Source organism: Polynucleobacter sp. UB-Piko-W3 (assembly GCF_018881635.1).
Taxonomy (GTDB): Bacteria; Pseudomonadota; Gammaproteobacteria; order Burkholderiales; family Burkholderiaceae; genus Polynucleobacter.
This window is the reverse complement of sequence record NZ_JACVPY010000002.1, coordinates 731,474-746,430: the sequence shown is the minus strand read 5'-3', so window position 1 is coordinate 746,430 and position 14,957 is coordinate 731,474. Positions and strand designations below refer to the sequence as shown.

At 43.0% G+C, this 14,957-nt stretch carries 17 protein-coding genes; 11 read left to right on the top strand and 6 right to left on the bottom strand.

Going from position 1 to position 14,957, the window contains the following annotated elements; translation table 11 throughout:
• Window positions 1-20 precede the first annotated feature (20 nt).
• The 6 genes from pstC to phoR all read left to right on the top strand — a co-directional run bounded on the left by pstC (window position 21) and on the right by phoR (window position 5,528).
• Entirely contained in the window at window positions 21-1,007 is a 987-nt protein-coding gene (pstC, locus tag ICN31_RS04135; RefSeq protein ID WP_216258855.1) for a phosphate ABC transporter permease subunit PstC, read from the top strand.
• Window positions 1,004-1,870, top strand: a complete 867-nt coding sequence (gene pstA, locus ICN31_RS04130) for a phosphate ABC transporter permease PstA (RefSeq protein ID WP_216258854.1) — start codon at window positions 1,004-1,006, stop codon at window positions 1,868-1,870. The genes pstC and pstA overlap by 4 nt, the downstream gene beginning before the upstream one ends.
• Window positions 1,867-2,715, top strand: coding sequence for a phosphate ABC transporter ATP-binding protein PstB (gene pstB / locus ICN31_RS04125; RefSeq protein ID WP_370624268.1), 849 nt, complete (start codon window positions 1,867-1,869; stop codon window positions 2,713-2,715). The genes pstA and pstB overlap by 4 nt, the downstream gene beginning before the upstream one ends.
• Before the next feature lie 13 nt (window positions 2,716-2,728).
• Entirely contained in the window at window positions 2,729-3,436 is a 708-nt protein-coding gene (gene phoU / locus ICN31_RS04120; protein WP_216258853.1) for a phosphate signaling complex protein PhoU, read from the top strand.
• 15 nt (window positions 3,437-3,451) lie between these two features.
• Window positions 3,452-4,165: a phosphate regulon transcriptional regulator PhoB gene (phoB, locus tag ICN31_RS04115; protein ID WP_216258851.1), complete on the top strand. Its 714-nt coding sequence runs from the start codon at window positions 3,452-3,454 to the stop codon at window positions 4,163-4,165.
• Between the two features lie 64 nt (window positions 4,166-4,229).
• Complete coding sequence (gene phoR, locus ICN31_RS04110; protein ID WP_216258849.1) at window positions 4,230-5,528, top strand: phosphate regulon sensor histidine kinase PhoR; 1,299 nt, start codon at window positions 4,230-4,232, stop codon at window positions 5,526-5,528.
• Between the two features lie 18 nt (window positions 5,529-5,546).
• Here the strand turns inward: phoR and ICN31_RS04105 are convergent, their stop codons facing one another.
• Window positions 5,547-5,744, bottom strand: a complete 198-nt coding sequence (locus tag ICN31_RS04105; protein ID WP_216258847.1) for a hypothetical protein — start codon at window positions 5,742-5,744, stop codon at window positions 5,547-5,549.
• A 148-nt stretch (window positions 5,745-5,892) separates the two neighbouring features.
• Window positions 5,893-6,303, bottom strand: a complete 411-nt coding sequence (locus ICN31_RS04100) for an MgtC/SapB family protein (protein WP_216258845.1) — start codon at window positions 6,301-6,303, stop codon at window positions 5,893-5,895.
• A gap of 468 nt (window positions 6,304-6,771) precedes the next feature.
• On the opposite strand from ICN31_RS04100, the gene ICN31_RS04095 reads away from it, so the two are divergent.
• The 4 genes from ICN31_RS04095 (at window position 6,772) to ICN31_RS04085 (ending at window position 10,761) form a co-directional block, all read left to right on the top strand.
• Complete coding sequence (locus tag ICN31_RS04095; RefSeq protein WP_216258843.1) at window positions 6,772-6,948, top strand: hypothetical protein; 177 nt, start codon at window positions 6,772-6,774, stop codon at window positions 6,946-6,948.
• 105 nt (window positions 6,949-7,053) lie between these two features.
• Complete coding sequence (locus tag ICN31_RS04090; RefSeq protein WP_370624267.1) at window positions 7,054-8,829, top strand: alkaline phosphatase; 1,776 nt, start codon at window positions 7,054-7,056, stop codon at window positions 8,827-8,829.
• 58 nt (window positions 8,830-8,887) lie between these two features.
• A complete protein-coding gene (locus ICN31_RS10665; RefSeq protein ID WP_370624266.1) occupies window positions 8,888-9,100 on the top strand; it encodes a GDCCVxC domain-containing (seleno)protein in 213 nt (70 codons plus the stop codon).
• A 179-nt stretch (window positions 9,101-9,279) separates the two neighbouring features.
• A complete protein-coding gene (locus ICN31_RS04085) occupies window positions 9,280-10,761 on the top strand; it encodes a Ppx/GppA phosphatase family protein (RefSeq protein WP_216260758.1) in 1,482 nt (493 codons plus the stop codon).
• 13 nt (window positions 10,762-10,774) lie between these two features.
• Here ICN31_RS04085 and ICN31_RS04080 read toward each other — a convergent pair whose 3' ends face one another.
• The 4 genes from ICN31_RS04080 to ICN31_RS04065 are packed head-to-tail and all read right to left on the bottom strand — an operon-like array spanning window position 10,775 to window position 14,008.
• Entirely contained in the window at window positions 10,775-11,701 is a 927-nt protein-coding gene (locus ICN31_RS04080; protein WP_370624265.1) for a GNAT family N-acetyltransferase, read from the bottom strand.
• Between the two features lie 56 nt (window positions 11,702-11,757).
• Window positions 11,758-12,162: a diacylglycerol kinase gene (locus ICN31_RS04075; RefSeq protein WP_216258841.1), complete on the bottom strand. Its 405-nt coding sequence runs from the start codon at window positions 12,160-12,162 to the stop codon at window positions 11,758-11,760.
• Window positions 12,163-12,173: 11 nt separating this feature from the next.
• Window positions 12,174-13,202, bottom strand: coding sequence for a glycosyltransferase family 1 protein (locus ICN31_RS04070; RefSeq protein ID WP_216258837.1), 1,029 nt, complete (start codon window positions 13,200-13,202; stop codon window positions 12,174-12,176).
• Complete coding sequence (locus ICN31_RS04065) at window positions 13,199-14,008, bottom strand: UDP-2,3-diacylglucosamine diphosphatase (protein ID WP_370624264.1); 810 nt, start codon at window positions 14,006-14,008, stop codon at window positions 13,199-13,201. The genes ICN31_RS04070 and ICN31_RS04065 overlap by 4 nt, the downstream gene beginning before the upstream one ends.
• A gap of 103 nt (window positions 14,009-14,111) precedes the next feature.
• Between ICN31_RS04065 and ICN31_RS04060 the strand changes: the two genes are divergently transcribed.
• The gene (locus tag ICN31_RS04060; RefSeq protein WP_216258834.1) at window positions 14,112-14,900 is read left to right on the top strand and encodes a 1-acyl-sn-glycerol-3-phosphate acyltransferase; all 789 of its coding nucleotides are present in this window, start codon (window positions 14,112-14,114) and stop codon (window positions 14,898-14,900) included.
• The last annotated feature ends 57 nt before the right edge of the window (window positions 14,901-14,957 follow it).

The window sequence follows — 14,957 nt, the reverse complement described above, 5'->3', positions numbered from 1 at the left end:
AATATTTAAATAAGCCAAATATGGATATCACTCAGTCCCACTCAGCGCCAACGCCGCAAGCTACCAGGATTGCAAAATTACAGCGTGTACAAGATTTTTTATTTTACGCAATTACGCAATTTTTCGCGCTTGGCGTACTGTTAGCTTTGCTCGGCATTATTATTTCTCTCGTTATCAATGCATGGCCAGCCCTGAGTAAATTTGGTATCGGCTTTTTCTTCACTAGTGAGTGGGATATTATCAATGGAGAATTTGGCGGTCTCATCGCGATTTATGGGACTCTAGCAACATCGCTGATTGCCTTGCTAATTGCAGTACCCCTGAGCTTTGGTATTGCTGTATTTTTAACGGAGTTATGTCCGAATGCATTGCGTAGACCTCTTGGTACGGCTGTAGAGCTATTGGCTGCTGTGCCATCTATTATTTACGGCATGTTTGGCCTATTTATCTTTGCTCCTCTCTTCGCTGAATATATTCAGCCAGCATTAGCAGGCACATTAGGACAAATTCCGGGCCTGGGGATTCTTTTTTCTGGCGCTTTTAATGGAATTGGTATTCTTTGTGCTGGATTGATTTTGGCTATGATGATTTTGCCTTTCATCGCTTCTGTTATGCGCGATGTATTCGAGATTGTTCCTCCGGTTCTCAAGGAATCAGCTTATGGTATCGGCTGTACTACTTGGGAGGTAGTTAGAAATGTTGTACTACCTTATACCAAGGCTGGGGTGATTGGTGGAATCATGCTTGGATTGGGTAGGGCGCTTGGTGAAACGATGGCTGTTACATTTGTTATTGGAAATGCACATCGCTTATCCGCATCTTTATTTGCTCCCGGTAATTCAATTGCTTCTACATTGGCAAATGAGTTCGGTGAGGCTGAGTTAGGACCTCATTACTCCTCTTTATTTGCGCTTGGTCTTGCGCTCTTCATGATCACATTTATCGTGTTAGCCATAGCTAAATGGATGCTCATGAATATGGAGAAAAAACAGGGCTTAAAAACATGAGTAATTTTTCAAACATTAACCCAGAAATTTTTGCCAAACGCAAACGTGCTAATAAAATTGGATTAGTGCTCTCTTCTGCGGCTATGGTGCTGGGCATGACTTTCCTTTTATGGATCTTAAGCATCCTATTTATTAAAGGATTTTCATCTATTAATTTAGATGTATTTCTGCACAGTACTCCCGCCCCTGGATCAGAAGGTGGTGGTTTAGCTAATGCGATTCTCGGAAGCCTCATGATTGTGGCTAGCTGTACTTTAATTAGTACTCCGATAGGCGTACTTGCCGGCTTGTATCTCTCTGAATATGGCGATAGAAGTAAGGTAGCATCGATAACTCGTTTTGTTACTGACATCATGTTGTCTGCCCCATCAATTGTGATTGGTTTATTTGTCTATGCGATTGTGGTTGCACAAGTAAAGCACTTCTCCGGTTGGGCAGGAACGATTGCCTTGGCCCTTATTGCGATACCAGTTGTCGTTAGGACAACAGAGAATATGTTGCGACTCGTTCCAGGAAGCTTGCGCGAAGCCGCCTATGCATTAGGTACGCCTAAGTGGAAAGTCGCCTTCATGATTACCTTACGCGCTGCTCAAAGCGGTGTTATCACCGGTATCTTATTAGCCTTAGCTCGCGTTAGTGGTGAAACAGCGCCGTTGTTATTTACAGCATTGAATAACCAATTCTTCTCTACTAATATGAATGCACCAATGGCCAACTTACCAGTAGTCATTTTCCAGTTTGCAATGAGTCCTTACGATAACTGGGTGGATTTGGCCTGGGCAGCTGCTTTATTAATTACATTTGCTGTGCTCGGCCTTAATATTTTGGCGCGAGTAGTTTTCCGTGAAAAGGTCCAGGCATGATGAGTAATATCAAAACAATGTTTGACTTAAATCAGATTGATAGTCAAGGGGGCAAGGTGGATTCAACAATTCAACACTCAGAACAGGCAGCTATCAATGCGCTTGAAGTTAGAAATCTTAATTTTTTCTACGGTTCATTCCAGGGCTTGAAAGATATTAATCTTGATATTGAGCAAGGTAAGGTTACTGCATTTATTGGACCTTCTGGCTGTGGTAAATCTACCTTATTACGCACTTTAAATCGCATGTACGACTTATATCCTGGTCAGCGTGCAGAAGGTGAAATTAAATTTTATGGTCAAAATATTCTTGAGCCGGATCAGGACTTGAACTTGCTGCGCTCACGTATTGGCATGGTTTTCCAAAAACCAACTCCATTCCCAATGTCTATCTACGAAAACATTGCTTTTGGTGTGCGCCTTTATGAAAGACTATCTCGTGCTGAAATGGATGAGCGTGTTGAATGGGCGTTGAACAAAGCAGCACTGTGGAATGAGGCTAAGGATAAATTAAACCAAAGCGGTTTGTCACTCTCTGGTGGACAGCAGCAGCGCCTTTGTATTGCTCGTAGCGTAGCTGTAAAACCTTCGGTGATGCTACTCGATGAACCTACTTCAGCACTAGATCCTATTTCGACAGGAAAAATTGAAGAGTTGATCAATGAGCTTAAGCATGAGTACACCATTGCAATCGTTACTCATAATATGCAGCAGGCAGCTCGCGTATCCGATTACACTGCTTATATGTACCTTGGCAGTTTGGTTGAGTATGGTAAAACAGATGAAATTTTTATTAAGCCTAAGCGTAAAGAAACTGAAGACTACATTACCGGCCGCTTCGGTTAATTGGAGACAATAAATGCCAGATAATCACCTTTCATCACAATTTGATGCAGATTTAAATTCGCTCTCTAGTCGTTTGCTAGAAATGGGCGGATTGGTTGAGGCGCAGATCTCAACAGCAATGCGCGCTTTTACGCAAATGGATCTCGATACCTGCAATATCGTGATTGAGAATGAAAAACAAGTTAATGACCTTGAAATTCAAATCGATTTAGCCTGTACTGAGTTAATTGCAAGGCGTCAACCAGCTGCTCGTGACTTACGTCTAGTCATGGCAGTATCCAAGGCCATCACAAATCTAGAGCGTGCCGGGGATGAGGCTGAGCGTGTTGCAAAGCGCACTAAGCGTCTTATAGATACAGGTATTCCACACAATATTAATGTGGCTGAGATTCGGCTTTCTGGTCAAATGGCAATCAATTTATTGCGTCGTAGCCTGGATGCCTTTGCCCGTCTAGATACTGTTGCAGCTGCCGAAGTTGTTGCTGAAGATCGTCAAATTGATGAGGAGTTCCGTGGATTTGTTCGCAAACTCATTACTTATATGTCGGAAGATCCGCATATCATTAGTACTGGCCTCGATATGTTAACGATTGCCAAGGCAATTGAGCGCATTGGTGACCATGCAAAAAATATTGCTGAGTTTGTCATCTACATTGCCAAGGGATCAGATGTTCGCCACATCCCCCATGAAGATTTGGTGCGCGAAGCCAATAAAGATTAAAACAGAGCTTTTAAAATGACTCACCGTATACTAATTGTTGAAGATGAGCCATCCATTGCAGAGTTGATTGCAATTAATTTAACGCATGCCGGCTATGAAGTTGAGAAGGCCATGCAAACTGATCTTGCTTTTGCGATGATGAAAGATAAGTTACCAAGTCTAGTAATACTAGATTGGATGTTGCCAGGAAAGTCTGGAGTGCAATTTGCTAAAGAGTTAAGGGCTAACGATCGGACTCGAGGTTTGCCGATTCTGATGCTTACCGCGAAAAGCGAGGAGTCTGATAAGGTGTTGGGCTTAGATTCTGGTGCGGATGATTATGTAACTAAGCCTTTCTCGCCTAAGGAACTGATTGCGAGGGTGAGGGCGTTGTTGCGCAGGCAAACCCCACTTGAAGACACGGGCCCAATTACAATCGGTCCACTAAAACTAGATCCTAGTTCTCATAGAGTCTTAGCGCAATGGCCCAATACTGATCCTAAGCCTGTTTCATTGGGCCCTACTGAATATAGACTTCTGCAATTCTTTATGGCCAACCCAGAACGCGTTCATTCACGCACCAATTTACTCGATAAGGTATGGGGTAATGAGGTTTATATTGAAGAGCGGACAGTTGACGTCCACATTAAGCGCCTCAGGGCCGCATTAACCCCAGTGGACTGCGACCGGTTTATCGAGACGGTTAGGGGCAGCGGCTACCGCATTACCAAGACTCCAAGCGATAATTAGGCCTGATCTCAAGGCCTTTATGGACTATTTCAAGTACATGCTTGAGATCGTCTAAGATTGCAATATGATTTCCGCCTTAACTCGCTTTTCTTTCGTTGTATGCCTCGCATTAATAGCTGCATTCATTACCCTTTATAACTGGGGTCCTGAATACGCCATTGTCGTTGGCGTTTTTCTTTTGTCTGTACCACTCGTGTACTCCTATATCAACCTAGCGCGCCTAGGCAAATATGTGCAATCAGATTCCATTGAGAACATGCCGCTCCCAAGTGGTTTTTGGGAAGAGGTATTTTTCAGACTGCAACGCTTAGTCAAAACGCTGAAGCAAAGGATGCGAAATATTGAGCAGCAGCATGAGCGCTTTATCGAAGCTTTTCAAGCATCGCCCAATGGTATTTTGATGCTAGATGAAAGCGATCAAATTGAGTGGTGCAACAGTATTTCTGAGCGATTTTTCGGGCTTATTTTTAAACGTGATGTAATGCAGCGAATTAATTTCTTAATACGCCGCCCTGAATTTATTCAATACTTAAATAAACGCAACTTTGATGAACCGTTACTACTTGAAAGAATGGGTCCAGATAGTAGCCTTAGCTTAATGTTACAGGCCTTTCCGTTTGGTAATCAGCGACATTTATTGCTAGTACAAAATGTAACAGATCTTCAAAAGGCAGATGCAATGCGTCGTGACTTCGTTGCCAATGTTTCTCACGAGATGCGGACTCCAATCACTGTATTAATGGGCTTCTTGGAAACCGTACAATCTTTGGAGCTTGAAAAAAATCAGCGGGAACAATATTTTGACATGATGATGTCGCAAGCCCAGCGTATGAAAAGCTTGGTTGAGGATTTATTAACACTCGCTAATCTGGAGGCTAATTCATTACCAGCTGCGACAAATCAAGTGAATGTTGAAACACTCATGGCATTGCTTAAAAATGATGCTGAAGCACTATCTCATGGGAACCATAGCTTTACCTTTGAGGTGCTTAATAAAAATAATTTATTAGGCGATGAGCGAGAAATACTCTCTGCTTTTAGCAACCTAGTATCAAATGCTATCCGCTACACACCAGAAGCTGGAGCCATACATGTGAAATGGATTGTTAATGCAGATGGGCAGGGAGAGTTTTCTGTTACGGATACCGGCCCCGGCATTGCATCAGAGCATCTTTCAAGACTCACTGAACGCTTTTATCGTATAGACAGGAGTCGTTCTCGAGATACGGGTGGTACTGGTCTAGGTTTAGCAATTGTGAAGCACATTGCTAATCGTCATCAAGCCCAGCTAACAATTGAAAGTACACCAGGAAAAGGTAGTACTTTCAAACTACGCTTTCCTAAGGAGCGCTTAAGTTCTTAAGCGCAAACTTCCTCAGAATTAATCCTTTTTCTTTTTCTTTTTTTTGGATTCTTTAGGAAGCTTTTCCGTCTTGCCGCCTGCATATAGGCACCATACTTTAATTTCTTCCAAAAGCTCTACAAGATCATCATGAGGGAGGCTTTTAAGGTCAACAAGGCCAATAGCACCGCTTTCCTGGAGCTGCTTTACTGCATCTTCGTATCGATATTTACTCATGGCTTTAATTTGTCAGATAAGGGAATCTCACGATACCAAAGAAATATGACAAAACACCCTTTTTTTAGTGTCCTAGGGGGTATTTAATCTGGTTCATCAGAAATTTCAGACCCTCTTTTTACGCCATTGAGTCTTGCAAAGAGCCGTTCTAAAGGGCCCCGAGTGCCAGAGTCAGCAAAATTGCCGCCAAAGACAAGCCACCTAAAGCAAATTGCCCCGCCCCAAAGGCAGCCCCTATCAGGGAGCAGGCCCATAAGCTTGCTGCCGTGGTGAGCCCATGGACCTTTTGCGAGCGTTGCTGGTGAATGATGACTCCAGCCCCCAAAAATCCAAGACCAGTGATTAAGCCCTGGAGCACTCGGCTAACGGACTGCGCATCATCATGAACAAAGTCACTGATGAGCATAACGGCGGTTGCCGAACCAATGGCTACTAAAGAATGGGTGCGGATGCCAGCAGATTTGTGGTGCAGCCAGCGATTAAGACCAAGCACTGCGCCAACGATTAATGCTAGGACTAGTCTTAAGGCAATAGTGCTGTAGAGATCCCAATCAATCATGCTGATTCCCCTAAAGAAAGCAGTTATAGAGAATTTAGTGTGTCTCAGCAACACAATCTAGTCACAAAAATGTCTTCACAGTGTCATTGTCGTAATTAACAATAGATCTTGTTGTTTCGAGGGTCTTGCTGCAAAACAGTGAGACCTCTATTTATCTTTCACCACAAGGATGCAATATGAAAAAATTTATTTTACATTTATGGCAGGCATGGAACGAAGCGCGACTAGCGTATGCAAACCGTTTTGCACGACATCGCCTTGGTAGCTGATTGAAATTGATTAGCCTTGGTCACTAGCTTGTAATAAAACATTACTATATTTAGATGTCAGCCCATTGCTGACTAACATGTGTCTATATTAACCTCCTTTTAAACCCAGTTTGCGCTGGGTTTTTTTGATCCTCTTTCTTAATTAAACTGAAATAAATATATTTTAGGCTAGTGCCATCTACAGGGAAGTGAACATTGAATGAATACAAGTCTCACTAAATACTTATCTGGCGTTCTCCGTAATGAAGTTGAGCACACTGGCGCTGTAGAGCCAAAAGAAAGCAATCTGCAAGCAAGCGCTTATTTGTTAGATCGTAATATCAATCAATTTATAGTTGATAAAAAGTTTTCATTGCGCCTTGATGAGGTTATTTAGTCCTCAATTGATGACCTGAATTAACTTTTATACGACGCAGGGAATCACAGTAGACGTGCAAAGAGGCTGTCACGAAAATGTCATCTTGATTGTAGATATTGTAGGGTGACCTTTAAAAATCTACTTTCTACCACCATGAATATTTCCAGCCTTATCAAAACCTCTATATGCATCTTCGCTATTTCCTTCATTAGCGCTGCGCATGCACAAGCGATTTATCCAATCGATAAAGCTGAAATTCTGGCGGGTGCTAAGTTTGATATCAAAGTTGAGTTCAATCAGGTCGTCAATCCTAATGAGGTGGCTATTACTGTTAATGGGATGCCTGCCAACAAAATCATTGCTACCAAATCAGAATTTATCTCCAATGAAAATGGAAAAGGTAGTTCCATCCTCTACCGAGATGTACAGCTAACGAAAGCGGGAAAATATCAGGTCGTAGCTCGCACCTCACAAGAAGAGTTGAAGGCGACTTGGGAAGTTTATGCAAGTGGTCCACGTAGAGTAAAGAACGTGATTTTATTTATTGGTGATGGTATGACGATTGCGAATAGAACTGCAGCACGTGTACTTTCAAAGGGAATTACAGAAGGTAAATATCAGGGTAGGTTAGCGTTTGATGACATGCCAAACACCGCCATGATTGGAACTTCAGGTTCTGATTCATTGATTACAGACTCTGCTAATTCTATGAGCGCTTACACAACTGGGCATAAAACGGCAGTCAATGCTATGGGGGTCTATGTTTCCCGCGCTAGCGATAACTTATCGCATCCCAAAGTAGAAACTATCACAGAGCTTCTCAAGCGCAAAACCAAAATGTCAGTAGGCATAGTCTCCGATGCTGAATTACAAGATGCTACCCCCGGAGCAATGGTGGCCCATACTAGACGTCGTGCTGATAAACAGTACATTGCAGATCAATTATTAGCTAGCAAGGCAGAGGTTATCTTAGGTGGTGGTTCTGCTTATTTCTATCCACAATCTAGTAAGGGATCAAAGCGTAAGGATGAGAATAATCTTGTTGAGACCTTTAAAACCGATGGCTATCAAGTAGCCTTTACCAAGCAAGAGCTGATTGCTGCTGCTGAAAATAAAAACACCAAGAAATTATTTGGTGTATTTCATCCTGACAATATGGATGGCTCATTAGATCGCTTATTTCTTAAAAAGAATACTGTTTCTCAATATCCAAACCAGCCTGACTTAACAGAAATGACTCGGTCAGCGATTGATGTGCTCTCTAGAAATCCTAACGGTTTTTTCTTAATGGTTGAGGCTGCTTTGATTGATAAGTTCAATCACCCCTTAGATTGGGAGCGGGCAGCATTTGATACAATCATGCTGAGTAATGCAGTGCAAATTGCCAAGGACTTTGCAAAGACTCATCCTGATACTCTCATCATTGTTACGCCTGACCATACTCATAGTGGCTCTATCAGCGGTGTAGTACATGATGATAGGCCTGGCCCTTTACGTGAAAAGGTGGGTGTTTATGCTTCTGCAGGCTTTCCTAACTATCCCAAAGCAGATATTCAAGGCTACCCGAACGAAATTGATGTCAGTAAACGCCTAGCGTTTTTTTACGGCAATTACCCGGATCATTATGAGACGCTACACCCTAAGCTAGATGGAACCTTTGTCCCTGCAATAAAAGGCGAGGGTGGTAAATATGTCGCCAACCCGAAATATATCCAACTTCAGGAAGATGCCATTCATATGAATGGCAATTTGCCATCTCATCAAGAGGTCGGTGTGCATACTGCTGATGATGCCGTCCTAAATGCAATGGGTCCTGGTTCAGAAAAATTTAGAGGTTTTATGGACAATACTGAAGTCTTTAAAGTCATGGTTCAAACACTGGGACTTGGCTCTAAATAGTTTGTATCTAATTCTGATCTGACATATTCCTGAAATATCTTTAGTTCAATATAGGACTGTGAATTTTTCCGAAGAAAAACATCAATCTACTATCACTTGTCCGCATTGTCAGGCGGCCGAGACGCTAGTGGTCCCAATAGGGTCCTCTATGCACTTGTACCGATGCCGCGCTTGTTTCAATATCCTCAAGCCCAAATCCGGCGATTGCTGTATTTTCTGCAGCTTTGGAGACTTTGACTGCACTAGCGCAGAACAAAATTTAGCAACATAGCCTTTTCCCATTAGACTAGCGTGTATTTTCATCAATATGTCATGGTTTTTTCATAAAATAGACATATGTGATTGGCGCAGGTATTTTGAGGGAATATTTTGGAAATTCATTCTGACGACTCTGTATCCTCCCCGGGCGAACTAGTCGCAGCGGTAGATTTGGGATCCAATAGTTTTCGGATGTTGGTTGCTCAGGCTACCAATACACCATCAGGTACTCAACTCCGTCCGATTGATACTTTGCGTGATTCAGTTCGTTTAGCTGCTGGCTTAACTGAAAATAAAATCCTAGGGAATGATGCCTACCAACGTGGTTTAGCCTCTGTTAGGCGTTTTGGAGAGCGCATCCGAGGATTTGATCCATCCAATGTTCGTGCAGTTGCTACCAATACCTTGCGAGTAGCTAAAAATGCCCAGCAATTTATTCATGATGCTCAGCAATCTCTAGGTTTTCCGATTGAAGTCATTGCTGGGGTTGAGGAAGCACGCTTAATTTACATTGGTGCTGCGCATGAGGTTCAGGTAGTGCAAGGCAATCGATTAGTAGTTGATATTGGAGGTGGTTCGACTGAATTTATTATCGGCAAGGGTTATGAGCCAAAGTTAATGGAAAGTCTTTATATTGGTTGCGTTTCACACAGCCTGCGCTTTTTCCCTAAGGGCAATATCGATGCTCATGCATTTAAAGAGGCTGAACTAGCTGCCAGAAGGGAGATCCAAGTCATCTCCGGAGCATATCTCAAGAGTGGGTGGAGGCAAGCTATCGGGTCATCTGGTACTGCTAGAGCTCTTGCCGAACTGATTGCAGCAAACGACTTTAACGGCCATACCGATGGTTTAACTATGGGTCGCGTAAACGCTAATAGCGGTTTAATTACTCGTGATGGTTTGCGAGCAATGAAAAAACATCTACTGACATACGAACACGTTAGTCAGGTTCAATTGCTAGGATTAAAAGACGACAGAAGATCTGTTTGGCCAGGGGGTTTAGCCATCATGCTGGCAGTATTTGATGAGCTGGGTATTGAGGAAATGGAAGTTACAGATGCCGCCTTACGTACCGGAGTGCTCTATGACCTCTTAGGGCGCTCACAACATCACGACATGCGGTACGTTACGGTTGAGCAATTTATACAGCGTTACTCTGCTGATCGAGAGCAAGCTATGCGCGTTAGCAAGCTGGCTTCTGAATTCTTGCAGCAATTATCTAAGCCCAAAACAGAGAGTAGAGTGGATAATATTGCGCTATTGCAATGGGCAGCTAGCCTTCACGAGATTGGCCTTTCGATTTCACATAACAGCTACCATAAGCATTCTGCTTATATTGCTGGTAACGCTGATATGCCTGGTTTTTCAAAAAATGACCAGGCTCGCTTAGCTGCACTTTTGATTGGTCATACTGGTAAATTAGGCAAGCTTGCAAATAACGCAGGTTTTCATGACTGGCGTATGTTATTTTGTCTCCGCTTAGCCCAAGTGCTTTGTCGTGGTAGAAGTGATGAAGATTTGCCAAAGGTGAAGGTTTCTGAGGAGGAAGGCGCCTACCAAGTCACTATTCCAAAGGAATGGGCTCAAATACATCCTTTAACAGAATTTAGTCTTCTGAAAGAAGCGGCCGAATGGAATCGAATCGGCCGCTCTTATGAACTTAGTCTGAAATAAATAAGCTAAGAAATTACAGTCCCAAGAAATGCTTTGCGTAACGCGGATTAATTTCTGATAAGCGCAACATGGTCAGCAAGTCTGCTGTATTGAAATCAGGATCCCAGGCGGGCGCACTACAAATCTTCGCTCCCAGCTTCAGATAGCCTTTAATCAACGGAGGAGCCTCTACTTCCAGTCCGCCATTGAGCTTATCTAATGGTAACGCTAGCCTAGGGAAGGCGTGGAACTCAACAGGAGCCATTTGATCATTGCCTAGGGAGTTATACAGACTAGCAGCAAAGTGACCACCATCAGCCATGGGGATACTGGCACAACCGAGCATGATTTCGTAACCATGCTTTTGCATGTATTGGGCTAAGCCACTCCATAGGGCCATAATGACTGCCCCGGAACGATAGTCTTGGTGCACGCAGGATCTGCCCAATTCAACTAGCTTAGGACGAAGGTGATCTAGGCGTGATAAATCAAATTCAGAATCGGAATATAAACGGCCAATTTCTTGAGCTTTGTGGGGCGGCAGTACGCGATAGGTGCCAACTACCTTGAGAGTATCTTGATCACGGATTAAAAGATGATCGCAATAGGCATCAAATTCATCCACATCTAAACCTTCAGCATTTTGAGCTAGGTTTGCGCCCATTTCTTCAGCAAAAACCTTGTAACGCAATCGTTGTGCTTCTTTGATTTCACTAGAAGAGCTTGCCCACTCAATCTTAAATGCTGGTCTTTTAGATTTAGCAATCGGACTTACTGTGAGTGTCACTTCAGCAGTAGCCAATTGTGCACGAGCTTTGGTGGCGAATTTTTTACCAAAGAGCTTTTTAGCGAGCTTCTTAGACAATTTCTTAAATGGATTAGATTTTGGATTAGAAATCTTTCTCTCTTTCTTGAAAGAAAAAATTTCAAAGGCGGCAATTGGGTTTGGAATATCTGACATAGGGAGCCTTAGTGAGTTACCTTAATAAATATATGAGTGATCGTAGAAGGGGTTTATTACAATTTGAAGACAAGTGGTATGCATACGGCAGACCACATCAGAAGGGCTATTAACAGGGCCAACATCACTGCTGCCGAACCAAAATCCTTCGCTCTTTTAGATAGATCGTGATGCTCAAAAGAGATGCGATCAATGGCAGCCTCAACACTGGAATTGAGTAATTCCACTACTAAGACCATGATCAGAGATGAAATTAAGAGTGCCTTTTCCAAATATCCGATTGGCAAAAAGAAAGTGAGGGGTGTTAGTAGTACAAAAAGACAGAGCTCTTGTCTAAAAGCACTTTCTTCTAAAAAGGCGTACACCAGACCACACCAAGAGTTTTTAGCGGCATGCCAAGCTCTGGTTAATCCTCGATTTCCTTTATGAGGATTTTGGCCTATGTGATATTTAGTATTCAAGCGTATCCTTCTTAAGCCAGGGCGGTTAGGTGAACTTCAGTGGAGGGAACCGGCTTGAGATGATGCAAAAATTGTTCCGAAGCCGCTCTCCATGAAAACTTCTCAGCGTGCGCACGTGCGACTTCTCGTGGGATCTTTAATGCGGCAATGCAGGCCTCTCGTAAATCCTCATTCATGGCACCAGCAGGAGAGTCTCCCAGCACATCAATTGGGCCAGTGACGGGATACGCTGCTACTGGTGTACCGCAAGCCATTGCTTCTAGCAGGACTAAGCCAAAAGTATCTGTCTTGCTCGGGAATACAAATACATCAGCTGCGGCATATACCTTCGCTAATTCATGCTGTTGTAATACGCCGAGATAGTTGATGTCAGGATATTTTTCTTTGATTCCTGCCATGGCGGGGCCATCACCAACTACCCATTTTGAGCCTGGTAAATCAATTTCCAAAAAGGCATTGATATTCTTTTCAATTGCAACACGACCTACGTATAAAAAGATCGGGTGAGCCGTATTGAGAGTTTTAGATTCTTGCATCTTAAAGATATCTAGGTCTACACCTCGTGACCACAGTACGACATTATTCAAACCATACTTTTCTAAATCGTCTTTAACGACGATCGTTGGTGCCATCACGGCCATAGATCGACCATGAAACCAACGAATAAATGTATATGTAATGGCAAGCGGGATGCCGGTACGTGCTTTGACGTACTCCGGAAAGCGCGTGTGATAGGCAGTAGAGAAGGGGAGATTATTTTTGACTGCATAGGAGCGTGCAGATAAGCCTAAAGGCCCTTCAGTAGCAATATGCATGGCATCAGGAGCAAATGCTTTAATGCGACGCGCTACTTCTTTGCCTGGGAATAGTGAGAGGGCGATATCTGGATAGGTGGGGCAAGGAATTGATTTAAAGCCCTTGGGTGTAATCATTTCAACTTCATGACCCATGCTAGTTAATTCAGCGCTGGTTTGTTTTAAGGTGCGCACAACCCCATTGACTTGTGGGTCCCATGCGTCTGTAATGATCATAATTTTCATAGTGCAGCCTCTTTGAGAAAAGATTCAACAACAGGTTGGAAAGAAATTTCTGGGGTTTCTACTGGTTCGCCCTTGATGTGAGTCCAATAAATCAGTTTGAGTTCGCCAGTTTGGGTTTCAACGAGAGCGCTTAGGCTTTCTACCCAATCTCCATCATTGCAGTAAAGGAGGCCATCAATTTCACGGATCTCGGCTTTATGAATATGACCACAGACGACACCATCGCAACCGCGCAGACGTGCTTCTCTGGCCATAATGTGCTCAAAGTCGGCGATATAGCTCACTGCATTTTTGACTTGGTGCTTTAGATACTGAGAGAGTGACCAATATTGCAAGCCCATCTTGACTCGCAACATATTGAAGTAGCGATTGACATACAAAATGAACGAGTAGAGCGTATCGCCTACATAGGCAAGCCATTTGGCATATTGCATAACGCCGTCAAATAAGTCACCATGAGTAACCCAAAGTTTCCTGCCATCTAAAGTGGTATGAATACATTCCTCAACTACTTTGACATCACCAAAGGAGAGGCCAAAAAATTGCCGGGCACTTTCATCATGATTACCAGGCACATAGATGACTTCAGAACCCTTACGCGCTTTACGCAGGAGTTTTTGAACTACATCGTTATGAGATTGAGGCCAGTAGAATGATTTCTTAAGTCTCCAGCCATCGATAATGTCGCCGACTAAATAAAACTTATCGGCTTCATTATGCTTTAAGAAATCCAGAAGGTAGTTTGCCTGACACCCCGATGTTCCCAGGTGTACGTCAGAAATCCAAATGGCTCTGTAGTGCATCATGAATCCGTATTAAGCCAATACACTGTGAAAGCTTCATGACAGTTTCAAGACACTTTTATGACTATGTCATTATGATTTAATGAGGCCTATCAAGATAGTATTTATGAAGACCAAAAAACAAGCCTCACTGAGAAATACCCCCTTTTTTATTTACATAGCACTTTGGCTGCTGGTCTGGCTACATGTGTGCAGGGGTGTCATCACTCTGCTTCTGTTATTCCCCTTTTTAAGTACAAACTCAAAAAATAATCATATTCAAAGATGGTCAAAACGTCTCTTGAAAATTTTCGGAGTTGAGTTGCTTGTGAACCATGCTAATTTACTCCCACAATCATCTTATTTGCTTGCCGCAAATCATGTATCTTGGATGGACATTCATGCCATTAATGCGTTTAAGCCCATTCGATTTGTGGCAAAGTCTGAAGTGGCGAGCTGGCCAATCTTTGGGTGGATGGCAAAGCAATTGGGTACTGTATTTATCAAAAGAGATAGTACAAGGCATGCTAGGCAGGTTGTTGATGACATGGCATCAATACTCAAAACGCAATCCATTTGTATTTTTCCTGAAGGCACTTCGACCATAGGTAAAAGCGTGCAGTTTTTTAAGCCCAATTTATTTGAGGCTGCAGCGATATCAGAAGTCCCGGCATGTGCTCTGGCACTGGCTTATTTTGATCGATATACAGGTGAGCATTCTGAGGTTCCTGCGTTTATCGGGGATATGGGTTTGATCGGGTCTATGGCCAGCATATTAAAAAACCGTAGACTGAGGGTGGAATTGACGTTTTTTGCACCCGCAAAGAACCCACCTAGCATACCAATTGATCGAAAGGCCCTTGCATCCCACACCCAAGAGCAAATTGCTCTCCACCTTGAAAAACGATGCAATTAGTCTGGATGTAATAAATATGTCACATATATACTCTAAAAAGGTAGTTCATATATGGGT